This window comes from Mesorhizobium sp. UC74_2, assembly GCF_042701485.1.
In the GTDB taxonomy this organism is placed as follows: domain Bacteria; phylum Pseudomonadota; class Alphaproteobacteria; order Rhizobiales; family Rhizobiaceae; genus Mesorhizobium.
Genome location: NZ_CP170562.1, coordinates 5478084 through 5493354 on the forward strand (window position 1 = coordinate 5478084; position 15271 = coordinate 5493354).

The window sequence follows — 15271 nt, forward strand, 5'->3', positions numbered from 1 at the left end:
CCCATAGCCGTCAAAACAGGCTATAGACGCCGCCGGAAAGGCGCTGCTGAAGGCCAATGGCGAAGATTCCCCTCAAGCTTGACGAGATTATCGACGGCAGGCGGCTGCGCGAGGAACTGTCGGCGCTGACCGCCGACACAGGCGGCGACGGATCGGGCGTAGCGGTACGCACAGCCGTGCTGAAGCTGCTCAAAGCCAAGATGTTCGAAGGCCGCAAGGCCGCCGAACGCCTGCTGATGGTCGACGGCGGCGGCACGGCCTGCGCAGCACGGCTCTCGCATCTGATGGACGAGGTCATCGCCGCGCTCTACGATTTCGCTGTCAGCCATGTCTATCGCGCCAAGAATCCGTCCTCCGCCGAGCGCATGGCGATCGTCGCCGTCGGTGGCTACGGACGCGGTACGCTGGCACCAGGCTCCGACATCGACCTGCTTTTCCTGCTGCCTTACAAGCAGACCCCCTGGGGCGAGCAGATCGTCGAATACATGCTCTACATGTTGTGGGACATGGGCCTGAAGGTCGGCCACGCCACCCGCAACATCGAAGAATGCCTCAGGCTGTCGCGGTCGGATATGACGATCCGTACCGCAGTGCTGGAAGCCCGCTTCGTCTGGGGCGAAAAGGCACTGTGCGACGAGTTGATCACCCGTTTCGACCGCGAAGTGGTGCGCAACACAGGCGCCGAATACGCACAGGCCAAGCTGGCCGAGCGCGACGAACGGCACCGCAAGGGTGGCGAGAGCCGCTATCTGGTCGAGCCCAACATCAAGGACGGAAAAGGCGGCCTGCGCGACCTGCAGACGCTGTTCTGGATCGGCAAATATTTCTACCGCGAGCGTACGGTGGAGGAACTGGTCGCCCAGGGCGTGTTCACGAGCGACGAGTTCGCCCAGTTCCAGAAGGCCGAGGACTTCCTCTGGGCAGTGCGCTGCCACATGCATTTCCTGACTGGCAAGGCCGAGGAGCGGCTGCATTTCGATATCCAGCGCGATATCGCCGAACGGCTAGGCTACAAGAGCCATCCCGGCCTTTCGGCCGTCGAACGCTTCATGAAACACTACTTCCTGGTCGCCAAGGATGTCGGCGACCTGACCCGCATCTTCTGCGCGGCGCTCGAGGAAGAACAGGCGAGCCACGTGTCCGGCTTCAACCGCCTGTTCCTGACCTTCTCGCGCCGCCGCCGCAAGCTGGCCGGGACCGCCGATTTCATCGTCGACAACGATCGCATCAACATCGCCGACAGCAAGGTCTTCGACCGCGATCCGGTCAACCTGTTGCGGCTGTTCTGGTTTGCCGACCGGCACGCGCTGGAGTACCACCCGGATGCGTTGAAGCTGGTGACCCGCTCACTCAAGCTGGTCGACCGCAACCTGCGCCGCGATCCCGAGGCCAACCGGCTGTTCCTCGACATCCTGACCTCGGACCGCCAGCCGGAACTAAACCTGCGCCGCATGAACGAGGCCGGTCTGCTCGGCAAGCTGATCCCGGACTTCGGCAAGATCGTCGCCATGATGCAGTTCAACATGTATCACCACTATACCGTGGACGAGCATCTGTTGCGCTGCATCGACGTGCTGTCCGAGATCGAGCGGGGCGGCGGCGAGAAGATCCATCCGCTCTCGCACAAGCTGATCGGTGAGTTGAAGAACCAGCGTGAGGCGCTTTACGTCGCCGTACTGCTGCACGACATCGCCAAGGGCCGGCCCGAGGATCATTCCGAAGCCGGTGCGAAAATCGCCCGGCGCCTCTGCCCGCACATGGGCCTTTCCGCCACCGACACCGAAACCGTTGCCTGGCTCGTGGAAAACCATCTGATCATGTCGATGACGGCACAGACGCGCGACCTCAACGACCGCAAGACGATCGAGGATTTCGCCAATGTCGTGCAGTCGGTGGAACGGCTTAAAATGCTGCTCATCCTCACCGTCTGCGACATCCGCGGCGTCGGCCCCGGTGTCTGGAACGGCTGGAAGGGCCAACTGCTGCGCACGCTCTATTACGAAACGGAGCTGCTCCTGACTGGCGGTTTCTCCGAAATGTCGCGCGCCGAACGCACGGCCGCGGCGCGCGAGCGGCTGGAGGAGGCCTTGTCCGACTGGCCGCAGGAAGAGCGCAAGCATCTCGTCGGCCTGCACTATGAAAACTATCTGCTCACCGTCGACCTGAAGGATCAGCTACGCCACGCCGCCTTCGTGCGCGAGGCCGATGCTGCCGGCAAAAAACTCGCCACAATGGTCAAGACGCACGAGTTCGAGGCGGTCACCGAGGTAACCGTGCTGGCGCAGGACCACCCGCGCCTGCTTTCGGTCATCGCAGGAGCATGCGCGGCTGCCGGCGGCAACATCGTCGATGCGCAGATCTTCACCACCGCCGATGGCCGCGCCCTGGACACGATCCTGATCAACCGGGAATTCGACCGCGACGAAGACGAGCGCAGACGCGGGGAACGCGTCGGCAAGCTGATCGAAGACGTCCTGTCGGGCCGGGCCTGGCTGCCGGAAATGATCGAGAAGCGCACCAAGCCCAAACGCGGCGCCAAGACGTTCCGCATCCAGCCGCGCGCCGAAATCCGCAACACGCTGTCAAACCGCTTTTCGGTGATCGAGGTCGAGGGACTGGACCGGCCGGGCCTGCTCTCCGAGATCACCGGCACACTTTCTGACCTGTCCCTCGACATTGCCTCGGCGCACATCACCACTTTCGGCGAGAAGGTGATCGACACCTTCTATGTCACCGATCTGACCAACCAGAAGATCGAGAGCCCGAACCGGCTGAAGACCATCCGCGAGCGGCTGATCGCGACGCTGGAGGGAAACCACGGCGCGCGCAGTAAAACCAAGGCCGCGGCGGAATAACGGTAGAACCCATGCCTCATCGTTTCTTTACCAGTGCCTGGCACAGGACCGCTGCATGAGCCTCGTCAAGAAATTCGCGACGGTTGCCTCGGGCACGCTGATGAGCCGCATCCTCGGCTTCACGCGCGAGATGTTCATGGCGGCCGCGCTCGGCACCGGACCGGTGGCGGACGCGTTCAACGCGGCATTCCAGCTGCCCAACACCTTCCGCCGCCTGTTCGCGGAGGGCGCCTTCAACGCCGCCTTCGTGCCGCTGTTCTCCAAGGAGATCGAGGCGAATGGCATCGACGGTGCCAAGCGCTTCTCCGAGGAAGTCTTCGGCGTCCTGTTTTCGGTGCTGCTGGTGCTGACGATCGCCATGGAACTGGCGATGCCGCTGATCGTGCGCTACCTGGTGGCGCCGGGCTTCGCTGATATTCCCGGCAAATTCGACGTGACGGTGCGGCTCGCTACCATCATGTTCCCCTATCTCATCTGCATGTCGCTCGGCGCCATGATGGCGGGCATGCTGAATTCGCTGCGCCGCTATTTCGCGGCCGCGGTGGCACCGGTATTCCTCAACATCATCCTCATCGCCGTGCTTGCCTATGCCTGGTACGAAGGCAAGGACGCGCATTATGTCGGCTACGGACTGGCCTGGGGCGTGCTGGCGGCAGGTATCGTGCAACTGGCGATCGTCTGGATCGCGGTCCGCAATGCCGGCATGCGCATCGGCTTCCGGCGGCCGCACATGACGCCAAACGTGAAACGGTTGCTGTGGCTGGCGCTGCCGGCAGCGATCACCGGTGGCATCACCCAGATCAACCAGTTGATCGGCACGGCGATCGCATCCGGCCAGAACAGTGCCGTTTCGTCGCTTGCCTATGCCGACCGTGTCTATCAGCTGCCGCTCGGCGTGGTTGGCATTGCGGTAGCGATCGTGCTCCTGCCGGAGCTGTCGCGCGCATTGAAATCCGGCAACATGGTCGAGGCCGCCAACCTGCAGAACCGTTCGGTCGAATTCACGCTGTTCATGACGCTGCCGGCGGCGGCCGCCCTGCTGGTGCTGTCCGATCCGATCGTGCGGCTGCTCTATGAGCGTGGTGCCTTCGCCGCCAACAACTCGACCCCGACGGTGGCCGCAATCCTTGCAATCTTCGGCCTTGGCCTGCCGGCCTTCGTGCTGATCAAGGCGTTCACACCCGGCTATTTCGCGCGCGAGGATACGCGCACGCCAATGATCTTCGCGGCCATTTCGGTGGTGGTGAACGTCGCCGTCGCGCTGACCTTGTTTCCGTCGATGGGCGCGCCGGGCATAGCGGTGGCATCCGCGGTGGCAGGCTGGCTCAACGCCGTCATGCTGCTTGCCGTGCTGATCAGGCGCGGCCACTGGGGCCGCGACATCCCGCTGCTCAAGCGCATCCCCCGGCTGGTCCTGGCGGCGGTGCTGATGGGCGTCGCGCTCTATTTCGGCGAACGCTGGTTTGCTGTCGAGCTGTCGTCGGCCTCGCACCTGGCCACCAAGGCGGTCACATTGACCACGCTGTGCGCGGCCGGTGCAGCGATCTACTTCGTGGTCGCGTTCGCTATCGGCGGCGCCGATCTCGGGATGATCCGCCGCAACATCAAGCGCGGCGGCGCCAAGACGCCAGCCACACCAGCCGACATGGAATAAGACGACCCAGCCCGATTTTTTAAGGTTTCCCGCCTAAGAGGAGCCTGATCGGCCGAGGCAACACAGCCTCGCGCAAAGAGAGCGCGGGCCCCATGCAGGACACCAGGCTTCACTACATCGACTGGCTGCGCGTCTCGGCCTTCGGCCTGCTGATCCTCTATCATTCGTCGGCGGCGTTTCTCTATGATCTCGACTGGTTGTTCAACAGTCCCGAGAAGAGCCAGACGCTGTCGCTGGTGACTTTGTTTCCCCGGGCATGGCGGCTGGCGCTGCTGTTCTTCGTCTCCGGCATGGGCACCTGGTTCGCCTTCCGCTCGCAGACGGCTGTAGAATTCCTGAAAGGTCGCTTCGTGCGGCTGTTCCTGCCGCTGATCTTTGCCATGTGCGTGATCATCGTGCCGCAGGTCTGGTACGAGCGCCTGCTTGATGGCCGCTTCCAGGGTTCGCTGCTGGAATTCTGGGTGTTGCGCTATTTCACTGAAGGCCGCTACCCGACCGGCAATTTTTCCTGGGCGCATATGTGGTTCGTCGCCTACCTGCTGGTGATGACGGTAATCTGCACGCCGATCTTCTGGTTGCTCACCCATTCGCATGGCCACAGGCTGGCGGACTGGTTCGAGCGGATGGCCCGTACACCGGCCATCTATCTGTTCGTGCTGCTGCCGCTCGTGCTGCACCTGATCTTCCTGCCCTTCTTCCCGCGCGAAACCAACGTTCTCTACAATGACGGTGCCTGGTTCGCGGTATGGGCAAGCTGGTTCGGCCTGGGTTTTCTGGTCGCCAAGCATCACTCCGCCATAGTACCCACCGTCGTGGCGAAACGGTGGATCAGCCTTGGCCTTGCCGCTGCCTTGACCGCCTTGCTGTGGCGCTATTCCTGGATGAGCAAGGCCGCCGGCATCGGCGGCGAAACCGGTGGCATGCAGATGGTGCTCTACAAGACATTGACCTTCTCGCTGGCCTGGACGGTGATCCTTGCCGCCATCGGTTTTGCCGCACTCCACCTGAACCGCAAGAGTGCCGCGCTCACCTGGCTGAATGCCAAGATCTTCCCGCTCTACATTGTCCACCAGACCTTCGTGGTCATGGCGCTGTATTATGTGCTGCCGCTTGACCTGTCGTTGTGGAGTAAACTTGGCCTGGTGATCGCAATCACCGCAGGCTGGTCGCTGCTTGCAGCCATGCTCGCCGACCTCTGGCCCGCGCCCTACCGCATCCTGGTCGGCCTGCCGGACCGTCGCAAAGGCAGCGCCGGTCGCCAACCGGCAATTGTGGCCGAAGGTTAGCTCTCGCACCCGCGCAATTCCGCCGCCTCTTGAACGCGAAGCCCGCTTCGTCCATAACGCGCCGTCCGAAATTTCGCCGCGCGCGAAACGGCCCTCCACAAGCCAAGGAAACCATCATGACCGCCTTCAAACCGCTTATCTTTTCCGGCGTGCAGCCGACCGGCAATCTGCACCTCGGCAACTATCTCGGCGCGATCCGGAAGTTCGTCGCCCTGCAGGAAACGATGGATTGCATCTACTGCGTCGTCGACCTGCATTCGCTGACCGCCCAGCTCGTGCATGAAGACCTCAAGGATCAGACCCGGCAGATCACCGCCGCCTTCCTGGCCGCCGGCATCGACCCGGAAAAACACATCGTCTTCAACCAGAGCCGCGTGATGCAGCACGCCGAGCTTGCCTGGGTGTTCAACTGCGTGGCGCGCATCGGCTGGATGAACCGCATGACCCAGTTCAAGGACAAGGCCGGCAAGGATCGCGAGAACGCCTCGCTCGGCCTGCTTGCCTATCCGAGCCTGATGGCTGCCGACATCCTGGTCTACCGCGCCACCCATGTGCCGGTTGGCGACGACCAGAAGCAGCATCTGGAGCTCACCCGCGACATCGCCCAGAAGTTCAACAACGACTTCTCGCACCGCATTGCCGAGCTCGGCGTCGGCGTGGAGATCCAGATGGGCGATGAAACGGTGAATGGCTTCTTCCCACTGACCGAGCCGGTCATCGGCGGGCCGGCCGCACGCATCATGAGCCTGCGTGACGGATCCAAGAAGATGTCGAAATCGGATCCGTCCGACCTGTCGCGCATCAACCTGACCGACGATGCCGATTCGATCTCGAAGAAGATCAAGAAGGCGAAGACCGATCCCGAAGCGCTGCCTTCCGAAATTGCCGGCCTGGCCGGCAGGCCGGAAGCGGAAAACCTCGTCGGCATCTATGCCGGGCTCGCCGACACCAGCAAGGAAGCCGTGCTGAAGGAATATGGCGGCCAGCAATTCTCGGTGTTCAAGCCGGCGCTCGCCGACCTTGCGGTCGAGAAGATGGCGCCGATCGCCGGCGAGATGCGTCGCCTCATGGCGGATCCCGGCCATATCGACGGGGTGCTGCGCAATGGCGGCGAACGCGCCGGTGTGCTGGCCGAGGCCAACATGAAGACGGTGCGCGACATCATCGGTTTGCTGCAGGGCTGAAAAGCCATTGATCCAATCCTGAAGGGCGACCCTCACGGTCGCCTTTCTTTTTCAGGAAAGCCTCGGCCTGACCGCATGGCGGGGCCGCTTGCAAGAGACCCTGCGCGAGTGGCAGATTGCGGCAAAGCTGGAGCGTTTCCGTTTTTCACGGAAAGGCAGAAACGCTCTGACTTTTTGTTTACGCAATTCCGGACGGAAAACCGCCGCGCACTTTTCCTGGAATTGCCTTATCGAACAGGATAGCCATGGTCTCCAAACGCCTCAGCCGTGAAGCCGGCCACCGCCGCAAATTCCTGGCGGTCATCGACGACACGCCGGAATGCGAGCGCGCCGTGGCCTATGCTTCGAAACGTGCGCAGAGCACAGGCGGCGTTCTTGTGTTGCTCTATGTCATCGAGCCGGACGATTTCCAGCACTGGCTGGGCGTTGAAAAGATCATGCGCGAGGAAGCCAACACCACGGCACGGTCCGCGCTGGACGCCTATGCCGGCAAGGTACGGCAGAAGGTTGGTATCGAACCCGAACTGGTCGTCCGCGAAGGCAAGCGCGCCGAGGAGATTCACAAGCTGATCGAGGAAGACCAGGATATCGCCATCCTGGTTCTGGCGGCAGGCGCCGGCAAGGAAGGGCCCGGCCCGCTGGTCGCGTCCATCGCCGGCAAAGGCGCAGCTTTCCCGATCCCGGTTACCGTCGTTCCGCAAAACCTTTCCGACGACGATATCGAAAGCCTGGCCTGACCGCCCTATATCAGCATTAGATTCGACAGCCGTGCCGGCTTTTGCTTGAATGCCCGGCGGATTGGGCTTATTTAGAACCATTCCAAACTATCGCCCGCACGATACGGGCCGGAGACAGCCATGTTCATTCAGACCGAGTCGACCCCCAATCCGGCGACGTTGAAGTTCCTGCCCGGCAAGGAAGTGCTGCGCGAAGGCACCGCCGACTTCCGTGACGCTGGCGCCGCGAGCGAAGCATCACCGCTGGCCGGTCGTCTGTTCGGAATCCCGGGCGTGACTGGCGTGTTCTTCGGCTACGACTTCATCACCGTGACCAAGGATGGTCCCGACTGGCAGCATCTGAAACCAGCGATCCTCGGCGCCATCATGGAACACTTCATGTCCGGTCAGCCGGTCATGGCCAGCACCGCTCCATCGACCACCGCCGACGACGAAGGCGAGTTCTACGACAAGGAAGACGCGGAGATCGTCGTCACCATCAAGGAACTGCTCGACACGCGGGTTCGGCCTGCGGTGGCACAGGACGGTGGCGACATCACCTTTCGCGGCTATGAGAAGGGCACCGTCTTCCTGCACATGAAGGGCGCCTGTGCCGGTTGCCCGTCCTCGACCGCGACGCTGAAACACGGCATCCAGAATCTGCTTCGTCACTTCGTGCCCGAAGTGGAGCATGTCGAACAGGTGTCCTAAGCGCCGACTTCCTTCCAGCGAAAACCCGGGACCTCGTCCCGGGTTTTCTGTTTCCAGACCCATCAACAAAAAACCGGGCATCATGCCCGGTTTTCTGTTTGGGACGTCCGTGTTGCCTAGACGGTCCGCGTACGAAACCTGCTTTGCACCTTCCTTGGAGGCAGGTGCTTACATCACGATGACCTTGGCGCCGACTTCGGCACGGTTGTAGAGGTCGATGATGTCCTGGTTCATCAACCGGATGCAGCCCGAAGACATCGCCTTGCCGATCGACCACCATTCCGGCGTGCCGTGCAGGCGATAGCCGGTGTCACCCTTGTTGAACAGATAAAGCGCGCGCGCGCCGAGCGGGTTCTTCAGACCGGGATCCATACCGTTGCGGAACTGCGCAAGTTCCGGCTGGCGCTTGATCATCTGCGACGGCGGCGTCCAGGTCGGCCACTCGCGCTTGATGGCGACGCGAGCCGTCCCATTCCACTCGAACCCCTCGCGGCCGACGCCGATGCCGTAGCGCACCGCTTCGCCTTCCGGCAGCACGAAATAGAGGAACTTGTTGCCGGTATCGACGACGATCGTACCCGGCTTCTCATTGGTGTCGTAGGCGACGATCTGGCGATGGAACTGGCGCGGGACCTTCTCGATCGGGATGCGCGGCAGCTGATAGCCGGCGTCACTGACGCCACCATAGTCGTTGGTGAAAAGCCGCATCTGGCCGATGGTGCTGCAGCCGGCAAGCGAGGCGGCGAGCGCCGCGACGACGATGGCAGATTTCAAGCGCATGAACAGTTTCTACGCTCCGTCCCGTTGATCCGCGGCGATTCGATAAAAATCGTTAACGCATTCATGCTGGCATTTCTTTTGCTTGCCAAGCAGCCGATGCTTATATGGAGGGGTGTGTCTGCCGGTAAGGCACCGGCTATGGCATTTCGGCAACATTTGTCACAGGATTATCGAGCAAAAACAAAGAAAGCGGCCTCATAAACACGCCAGCAAAGGCCGCAGAGGACGAAATCATGAATATCGGCGACGCCGCCCGCCACTCCGGACTGCCGGCCAAGACCATCCGCTACTATGAAGAGATCGGACTGATCTCTCCCGAGCGTTCGGACAACAGCTATCGCGACTACTCGAGCGACGACGTTCACCGGCTTGCTTTCCTGAAGCGCGCTCGCAATCTCGGCTTTTCCATCGACGACTGCCGCCAATTGATGGCGCTGTACCAGGATCGCGAGCGCGCCAGCCAGGACGTGCGGGCGATAGCCTCCGCGCACGTCTCGGCGATCGAGGAAAAGGTGCGCGAATTGCAATCCATGCGGGCGACTTTGAACAAGCTGATCCACGCGTGCCACGGCGACAATCGCCCGGACTGCCCGATCCTTGAGGAGATGGCAGGAGAGTTGGAGACGGTGGACTGAAGGGTTCAAACCGTGAACGGAATCGGGCATGATGGGTCATGCCCATTGTCTCACCGCTTTCCCCAAATCCGCTGATCGACGGCCGCCAGTCGGAGCGCGCCATGCTGGTACGGCGCGGCGTGCAGCGACTGCTTACCCAGATGGGCGCGCATGTCCTGCCTGAACTGTCGCTGGCGACCGGACGGCGCGCCGACCTCGTCGCGCTTACCCGCCAGGGCGACATCTGGATCATCGAGGTCAAATCCTCGATCGAGGACTTTCGGGTCGACCGCAAATGGCCGGATTACCGGCTGCATTGCGACCGCTTCTTCTTCGCCACGCATCCCGGTGTGCCGGCCGAGATCTTCCCCGAGGAATGCGGCTTCATCCTGTCCGACGGCTATGGCGCCGAAATGCTGCGCGACGCGCCGGAACACCGCATCGCGGCCGCCACCCGCAAGGCACTGATGCTGAGGATCGCACGCGCCGGGGCAGCCAGGCTGCTGGCCGCGGAACTGGCCGGCGTTGCCGTGCCAGCGCTCGACGGCGAAAGCGAGTAGCGCCTGCCCGCCTGTTCCTGAAGCCGGCAGATCTCTGAATGCCGGTTCGTACAACCTTGACTCTCGGACTTTCTCGTAACATATAAAGTTGCATGAAACGAGACAGTCGACTTTCCGGCGTCCTGCACGTCCTGCTTCACATGGCCGAGGAAGGTCGGCCGATGACCTCGGAACAGCTCTCAAGGACGCTGAGCACCAATCCCGTGGTGATCCGGCGCATCATGGCGGGCCTGCGTGACATGGGCATCGTGCAGTCCGAACGCGGTCATGGCGGCGGCTGGACCATCAGCCGCGACCTCGGCAGCGTCTCGCTGCGTGACGTCTACGCAGCGCTCGGCGAGCCGATGGTCTTTGCGCTCGGCAACCGCCAGGAGGCACCGGACTGCCTGGTGGAGCAGGCGGTCAACGCAGCGCTCAATGACGCTTTCCGCCAGGCGGAAGCACTTCTGATCCAGCGGCTCGGCGAGGTGACGCTGGCCGATCTGGCCGCCGATTTTCATGAACGCTGGAAACGCAACAAGACAAAGAAGGCCAATCCCCATGCAGCCTGATGTGCGGATGTTTGCAAAACCCTTCGATGCCGTCGTGATCGGCGGCTCCTATGCCGGCTTGTCCGCAGCCATGCAGCTGGCGCGCGGACGCCGCAACGTCGCCGTCATCGATGCCGGCAAGCCGCGCAACCGCTTCGCCACCGCCTCGCACGGCTTCTTCGGCCAGGACGGCGTCGAGCCTGCCCGCATGATCGAAACGGCTCGCGAAAAACTCGCCGCCTATCCCAATGTCTATTTTGTCGCCGATGAGGCCGTGGATGCCGGCGGACAGGAGGGCGCCTTTACGGTCATGCTCGCATCAGGGTCGACGCTGGAGGCTTCCCGCCTGGTCCTTGCGACAGGCATCACCGACACCCTTCCCGATATGCCCGGCCTGGCCGAGCGCTGGGGCGTCAGTGTGCTGCATTGTCCCTATTGCCACGGTTATGAATTCGGCGGCGCGCCGCTCGGCGTGCTGGCCACCACGCCGCATTGCGCCGAAAAGGCTCTGATGATCACGGAATGGGGTCCGACGACGCTGTTCCTCAACGGCCAGCCGATGCCTGACGCCGGTGTGCTGGCGAAGCTCGCGCGACGCGGTGTCACCATCGAACCGTCACGCATCGAGGCCCTGGAAGGCGAGGGGCGGACGCTACAGGCGGTCGTGCTCGCCGACGGTCGGCGGATCGCCACGACCGCCCTTTACCTGACACCGCGCACGGCGATGGCCAGCCCGCTGGCCGAAAAGCTGGGCTGCGCCTTTGAAGACGGGTTCTTCGGCCCGATCATCGCCACCGACGGCAAGAAGGCCACGAGCGTGCCCGGCGTCTTTGCCGCCGGCGATGCGGCGCGCGGCATGCACAATGCCACCTGGGCCTCCGCCGATGGGGTCACCGCGGGTGCCGCCGTGCACCACAGCCTGATCTTCGAAGGTCTGGATGCAGCCTGAGCCAGCATCTGGATAGATCAGGCTCCGGCGACGCCCAGCCGCTGGCGGATACTCGCCATGGTGCGGGAAAACACCGCGGGATCGTCGAAAGCCCGTGCCAGCGTTAGCGCACCCTGGATGCCGCCAACGCTCTCTTCGGCCAAACGTACGACTTCCGCCTCCGGCCGGCCCGCTCGCCGTAGCGCGCCGGCCAGGTCCGCCACCCAGCGCTCGAAATACGATCTGATCTCGGCAGCGAAACGATCTCGTGCATCGTCCAGCGCAAAGGCGCCGACCAGGCAGACGCGGCGGCCCGAGTGGAAGTACGCGTCCGTCGCGGCCAGCATTCGGCTGATGCCATCCTGCGATTGATCCGCTTTTCGTAACGGCGAAAAAACCTCGTCTTCGAACCAGCGGTCGATATGCGCCAGCACGGCCGCCGCCATCTCGTCCTTGCCGCCTGGAAAGAAGTTGTAGAGGCTGCCCTTGCCAAGCCCTGTCGCCTCAGTGATCAGCGACAGGCTGGCGCCGGCATAGCCATGCGCGCGAAACACTTCGGCTATCGCCGCGATCAGTTCATCCCTGCCGGCCGCACCCTTGCGCATTCAAAGCATGATCCCGAAAAGTTGCAGACTTTTCGGATAATGATCATGCGACAAACAAGGAGATAGAGTGGGGTTCATCTTGATCGAATCCCACTCTAAAGCCCGAGATCGCTGAGACCCGGATGATCGTCGGGCCGGCGACCAAGGGGCCAGTGGAACTTGCGCTCCGCCTCGGTGATCGGCAGGTCGTTGATCGATGCGACGCGCCTGCGCATCAGACCTGCCTCGTCGAATTCCCAGTTTTCGTTGCCGTAGGAGCGGAACCAGTGACCGCTGTCGTCGCGCCACTCGTAAGCGAAGCGCACGGCGATGCGATTCTCATTCCAGGTCCAGACTTCCTTGATCAGGCGATATTCGAGCTCACGCGCCCATTTGCGCGCAAGGAAGGCAGCGATCTCAGGCCGCCCCCTGACGAATTCGGCGCGATTCCGCCAGAGGCTGTCCTCGGTATAGGCCAGCGACACCTTCTCGGGATCGCGGCTGTTCCAGGCGTCCTCGGCCTTGCGCGCCTTCTCGGCGGCGGTCTCGGCATTGAAAGGCGGCAGGGGCGGACGACTCATCGGGATCTCCATCAGGCTCACGCTTTTGTCAGGCGGGTTGAGATCTTTGTACCAATCGGTACAAAGCACGTCAACTCCCCTGAAACCGATTTGCGCGTGTCGGCCTTTACGCGTCCCGCATTTTGCGCAATCTCACTGTCATTCCAGGGAGGCACGCGTTCCATGTTCAATGTCCTGAGCCTCACTCCGAAATGGATAGCAGCGGCCGTTGTCGGAATTCTGACGGTGATATCCGTCACGGAAGGGAATGCCACACCTAGCTGTGGTCAGCTGACCCTGGCAGGCGAACGGGCCAGGATGGCCAAGCTGCTTGCAGCAACGGGTTATTCCAGTGAACAGAGTTCGTTCCTGATGCGAGGTTCTCACGCCGCATTTCACCCCTTTCCCGCCGCATCGATGACACCCGAAGCCGGGACATGCGGGCGTACGGCCATTCAGGCCTTGGTGCTCAACTGCACCGGCAGCATGCTGAAATCGTCGCTTGCGGAAACATCCGACCCGGACGCGATGAAGACGACCAGCTATTGGGGCCGTAAGAAGCTCGCGGTGCGCGAACTGCTTTTCATCGGACTTTTTCACAGCTGCCAGGCCGCGGCTCGCGAACGGTTCGAGAGACGGTGATAGCCATTATGGACAGACCATGCAGCTCAGGCATTTGAAGACATTCGTTGCCGTTGCTTCCGATCTCAACATCACGCGAGCCGCGGAGCACATCCACCTTGCCCAGTCGAGCGTGAGCGAACAGATTCAGGCATTGGAGGCTGATCTGAATGCCGCGCTTTTCGACCGCACCGGCCGCAAGCTGAAGCTGACCGAAGCAGGCCAGCGCCTGCTCGATCATGCCCACGAACTTCTGGCCCGCGCCGACGAAGCGCGCGCAGCGGTGGCAGCGGCTGCAAACACGATAGCGGGCACGCTGGCGATTGGTGGGCTGGAAACGCTGTGCGCAGGCTACCTGCCTCCACTGCTTGCATACTTCGGCACCGAGCATCCGGAGGTTGGGCTGCATCTGAGAAGCGCCGGCAGCGGTGACCTGCGCGGCGGCGTGAGGAGCGGCGCCCTTGATGTTTCCTTCGTTTTCGGCGAACCGCCCGATACGCCGGAACTCAAACACGAAGTGGTGGCGGAAGAAGAACTCGTCGTTGCGCTGCCTGCCGGCCACCGGCTGGCAGGACAAGTCGCGGCAGGTCCCGATGACCTGCGCAACGAGCCGTTCCTGGTGACCGAACAGGGATGTGTCTATCGCCAGATGTTCGAAGCGGCCTTTGCGGACAATGGTGCGCGGCCGCGCATCGCCGTCGAGCTCGGCTCGATCGCGGCGATCCAGAAACTCGTGGCGGAAGGCGCCGGTTGCGCCCTCATCCCGCGCGTTGCCGCCGAGGCCGGTAACACGCGCATGGTGGCGCTGCCATGGACCGGCGGCAATTCACCGGTCCCGGTCTCCATGATCTGGCACAGCAGGCGCGGCAAGCGGCCGGCTGTGCGTCTTTTCCTGGAAGCCGCGCGCCGGCAATTCAAACCAGGCGATGCCCGCCTTCGGCGTGCAGCACCGTTCCGGTGACAAAGCCATTTCGCATCAGGAAACGGATGGCATCGGCAATATCTTGCGGCTGGCCTATGCGACCCACTGGCAGGCGGGCAGCCATGGCATCGAGCGTTGCCGCCTTGGCGTCACCGGCAACGTGCTGCCAGATTGGCGTGTCGACCCAACCTGGTGAAACCGCATTGACGCGGACAGGCCCGAGTTCGACCGCGAGCGCGCGCACCAGCGAGGCAAGCGCGCCATTCATGGCCGCCGTCACAGAGCCGCGCGCGGCCGGACGATAGGCATTGATGCCCGACGTGAAAGTGATCGACCCCTTCTCGGACAAGACCGGCGCGCCATGCTTGGCCAACAGCAGCGGTCCGAAGAATTTCGAATCGACCACCCTGCGCGCTTCCGCGATGTCGAGCTCCGGCAACAGCCTGTAGGAGGCACCGATGTCGGCGGCAGTCGAGACGATGTGGTCCAGCGGGCCGATATCGGTAAAAAGCCTGCTGACGTCATCTTCCCTGGCGATGTCGGCGACGGCGATGCGCAACAAAGATGGGTTGCCCAGGCCGCTGCCGGCCGCATCCAGCTTTGCCCGCGAGCGCCCGACGATCGTTACTTCGGCTCCCTCCGACAGAAGCAGTCCCGCCAGCGCCAGACCCATGCCGGAGCTGCCACCGGCGATCAGGACGCGCTCGGCCCTGTTTTCAGTTGTCGTATCCATGAGCTCTCCATTTGGCCAGCCTTCGTTCGGATG

The 15271-nt window shown here is 62.7% G+C and carries 16 protein-coding genes; 12 read left to right on the forward strand and 4 right to left on the reverse strand.

Annotated features, from left to right (window positions below; all coding sequences use genetic code 11):
- Positions 1-56: 56 nt before the first annotated feature.
- The 6 genes from ACFJIU_RS26625 (at position 57) to ACFJIU_RS26650 (ending at position 8406) form a co-directional block, all read left to right on the forward strand.
- A complete protein-coding gene (locus ACFJIU_RS26625) occupies positions 57-2855 on the forward strand; it encodes a [protein-PII] uridylyltransferase (protein ID WP_379065036.1) in 2799 nt (932 codons plus the stop codon).
- A 55-nt stretch (positions 2856-2910) separates the two neighbouring features.
- The gene (gene murJ, locus ACFJIU_RS26630; protein ID WP_379065038.1) at positions 2911-4509 is read left to right on the forward strand and encodes a murein biosynthesis integral membrane protein MurJ; all 1599 of its coding nucleotides are present in this window, start codon (positions 2911-2913) and stop codon (positions 4507-4509) included.
- Between the two features lie 92 nt (positions 4510-4601).
- A complete protein-coding gene (locus tag ACFJIU_RS26635) occupies positions 4602-5795 on the forward strand; it encodes an acyltransferase family protein (RefSeq protein ID WP_379065040.1) in 1194 nt (397 codons plus the stop codon).
- 116 nt (positions 5796-5911) lie between these two features.
- Positions 5912-6979: a tryptophan--tRNA ligase gene (gene trpS, locus ACFJIU_RS26640; RefSeq protein WP_379065042.1), complete on the forward strand. Its 1068-nt coding sequence runs from the start codon at positions 5912-5914 to the stop codon at positions 6977-6979.
- A gap of 245 nt (positions 6980-7224) precedes the next feature.
- Positions 7225-7716: a universal stress protein gene (locus ACFJIU_RS26645; protein ID WP_129412331.1), complete on the forward strand. Its 492-nt coding sequence runs from the start codon at positions 7225-7227 to the stop codon at positions 7714-7716.
- Between the two features lie 120 nt (positions 7717-7836).
- On the forward strand, positions 7837-8406 hold the full coding sequence (locus ACFJIU_RS26650) for a NifU family protein (protein ID WP_379065044.1): 570 nt from the start codon (positions 7837-7839) through the stop codon (positions 8404-8406).
- Between the two features lie 168 nt (positions 8407-8574).
- On the opposite strand, the gene ACFJIU_RS26655 is transcribed toward ACFJIU_RS26650, so the two are convergent.
- Positions 8575-9186 carry a L,D-transpeptidase gene (locus ACFJIU_RS26655; protein WP_379065046.1) on the reverse strand — a complete coding sequence of 204 codons (612 nt, stop codon included), beginning with the start codon at positions 9184-9186 and terminating at the stop codon, positions 8575-8577.
- Positions 9187-9419: 233 nt separating this feature from the next.
- Between ACFJIU_RS26655 and cueR the strand changes: the two genes are divergently transcribed.
- The 4 genes from cueR to ACFJIU_RS26675 all read left to right on the forward strand — a co-directional run bounded on the left by cueR (position 9420) and on the right by ACFJIU_RS26675 (position 11839).
- Entirely contained in the window at positions 9420-9821 is a 402-nt protein-coding gene (gene cueR, locus ACFJIU_RS26660) for a Cu(I)-responsive transcriptional regulator (protein WP_379065048.1), read from the forward strand.
- A gap of 38 nt (positions 9822-9859) precedes the next feature.
- Positions 9860-10360, forward strand: coding sequence for an MmcB family DNA repair protein (locus ACFJIU_RS26665; RefSeq protein ID WP_379065050.1), 501 nt, complete (start codon positions 9860-9862; stop codon positions 10358-10360).
- Between the two features lie 92 nt (positions 10361-10452).
- Positions 10453-10911, forward strand: coding sequence for an Rrf2 family transcriptional regulator (locus ACFJIU_RS26670; protein WP_379065052.1), 459 nt, complete (start codon positions 10453-10455; stop codon positions 10909-10911).
- Positions 10912-10918: 7 nt separating this feature from the next.
- Positions 10919-11839, forward strand: coding sequence for an NAD(P)/FAD-dependent oxidoreductase (locus ACFJIU_RS26675; protein WP_379065054.1), 921 nt, complete (start codon positions 10919-10921; stop codon positions 11837-11839).
- 17 nt (positions 11840-11856) lie between these two features.
- Here the strand turns inward: ACFJIU_RS26675 and ACFJIU_RS26680 are convergent, their stop codons facing one another.
- The gene (locus ACFJIU_RS26680) at positions 11857-12423 is read right to left on the reverse strand and encodes a TetR/AcrR family transcriptional regulator (RefSeq protein WP_379065056.1); all 567 of its coding nucleotides are present in this window, start codon (positions 12421-12423) and stop codon (positions 11857-11859) included.
- Positions 12424-12518: 95 nt separating this feature from the next.
- On the reverse strand, positions 12519-12983 hold the full coding sequence (locus ACFJIU_RS26685) for a DUF1348 family protein (RefSeq protein ID WP_379065058.1): 465 nt from the start codon (positions 12981-12983) through the stop codon (positions 12519-12521).
- A 297-nt stretch (positions 12984-13280) separates the two neighbouring features.
- Between ACFJIU_RS26685 and ACFJIU_RS26690 the strand changes: the two genes are divergently transcribed.
- Complete coding sequence (locus ACFJIU_RS26690) at positions 13281-13604, forward strand: hypothetical protein (RefSeq protein WP_379065060.1); 324 nt, start codon at positions 13281-13283, stop codon at positions 13602-13604.
- Between the two features lie 19 nt (positions 13605-13623).
- On the forward strand, positions 13624-14544 hold the full coding sequence (locus ACFJIU_RS26695; protein WP_379065062.1) for a LysR family transcriptional regulator: 921 nt from the start codon (positions 13624-13626) through the stop codon (positions 14542-14544).
- Here ACFJIU_RS26695 and ACFJIU_RS26700 read toward each other — a convergent pair.
- The gene (locus ACFJIU_RS26700) at positions 14498-15238 is read right to left on the reverse strand and encodes an SDR family oxidoreductase (protein WP_379065064.1); all 741 of its coding nucleotides are present in this window, start codon (positions 15236-15238) and stop codon (positions 14498-14500) included. The two genes, ACFJIU_RS26695 and ACFJIU_RS26700, sit on opposite strands and share 47 nt — an antisense overlap.
- Positions 15239-15271: the final 33 nt, after the last annotated feature.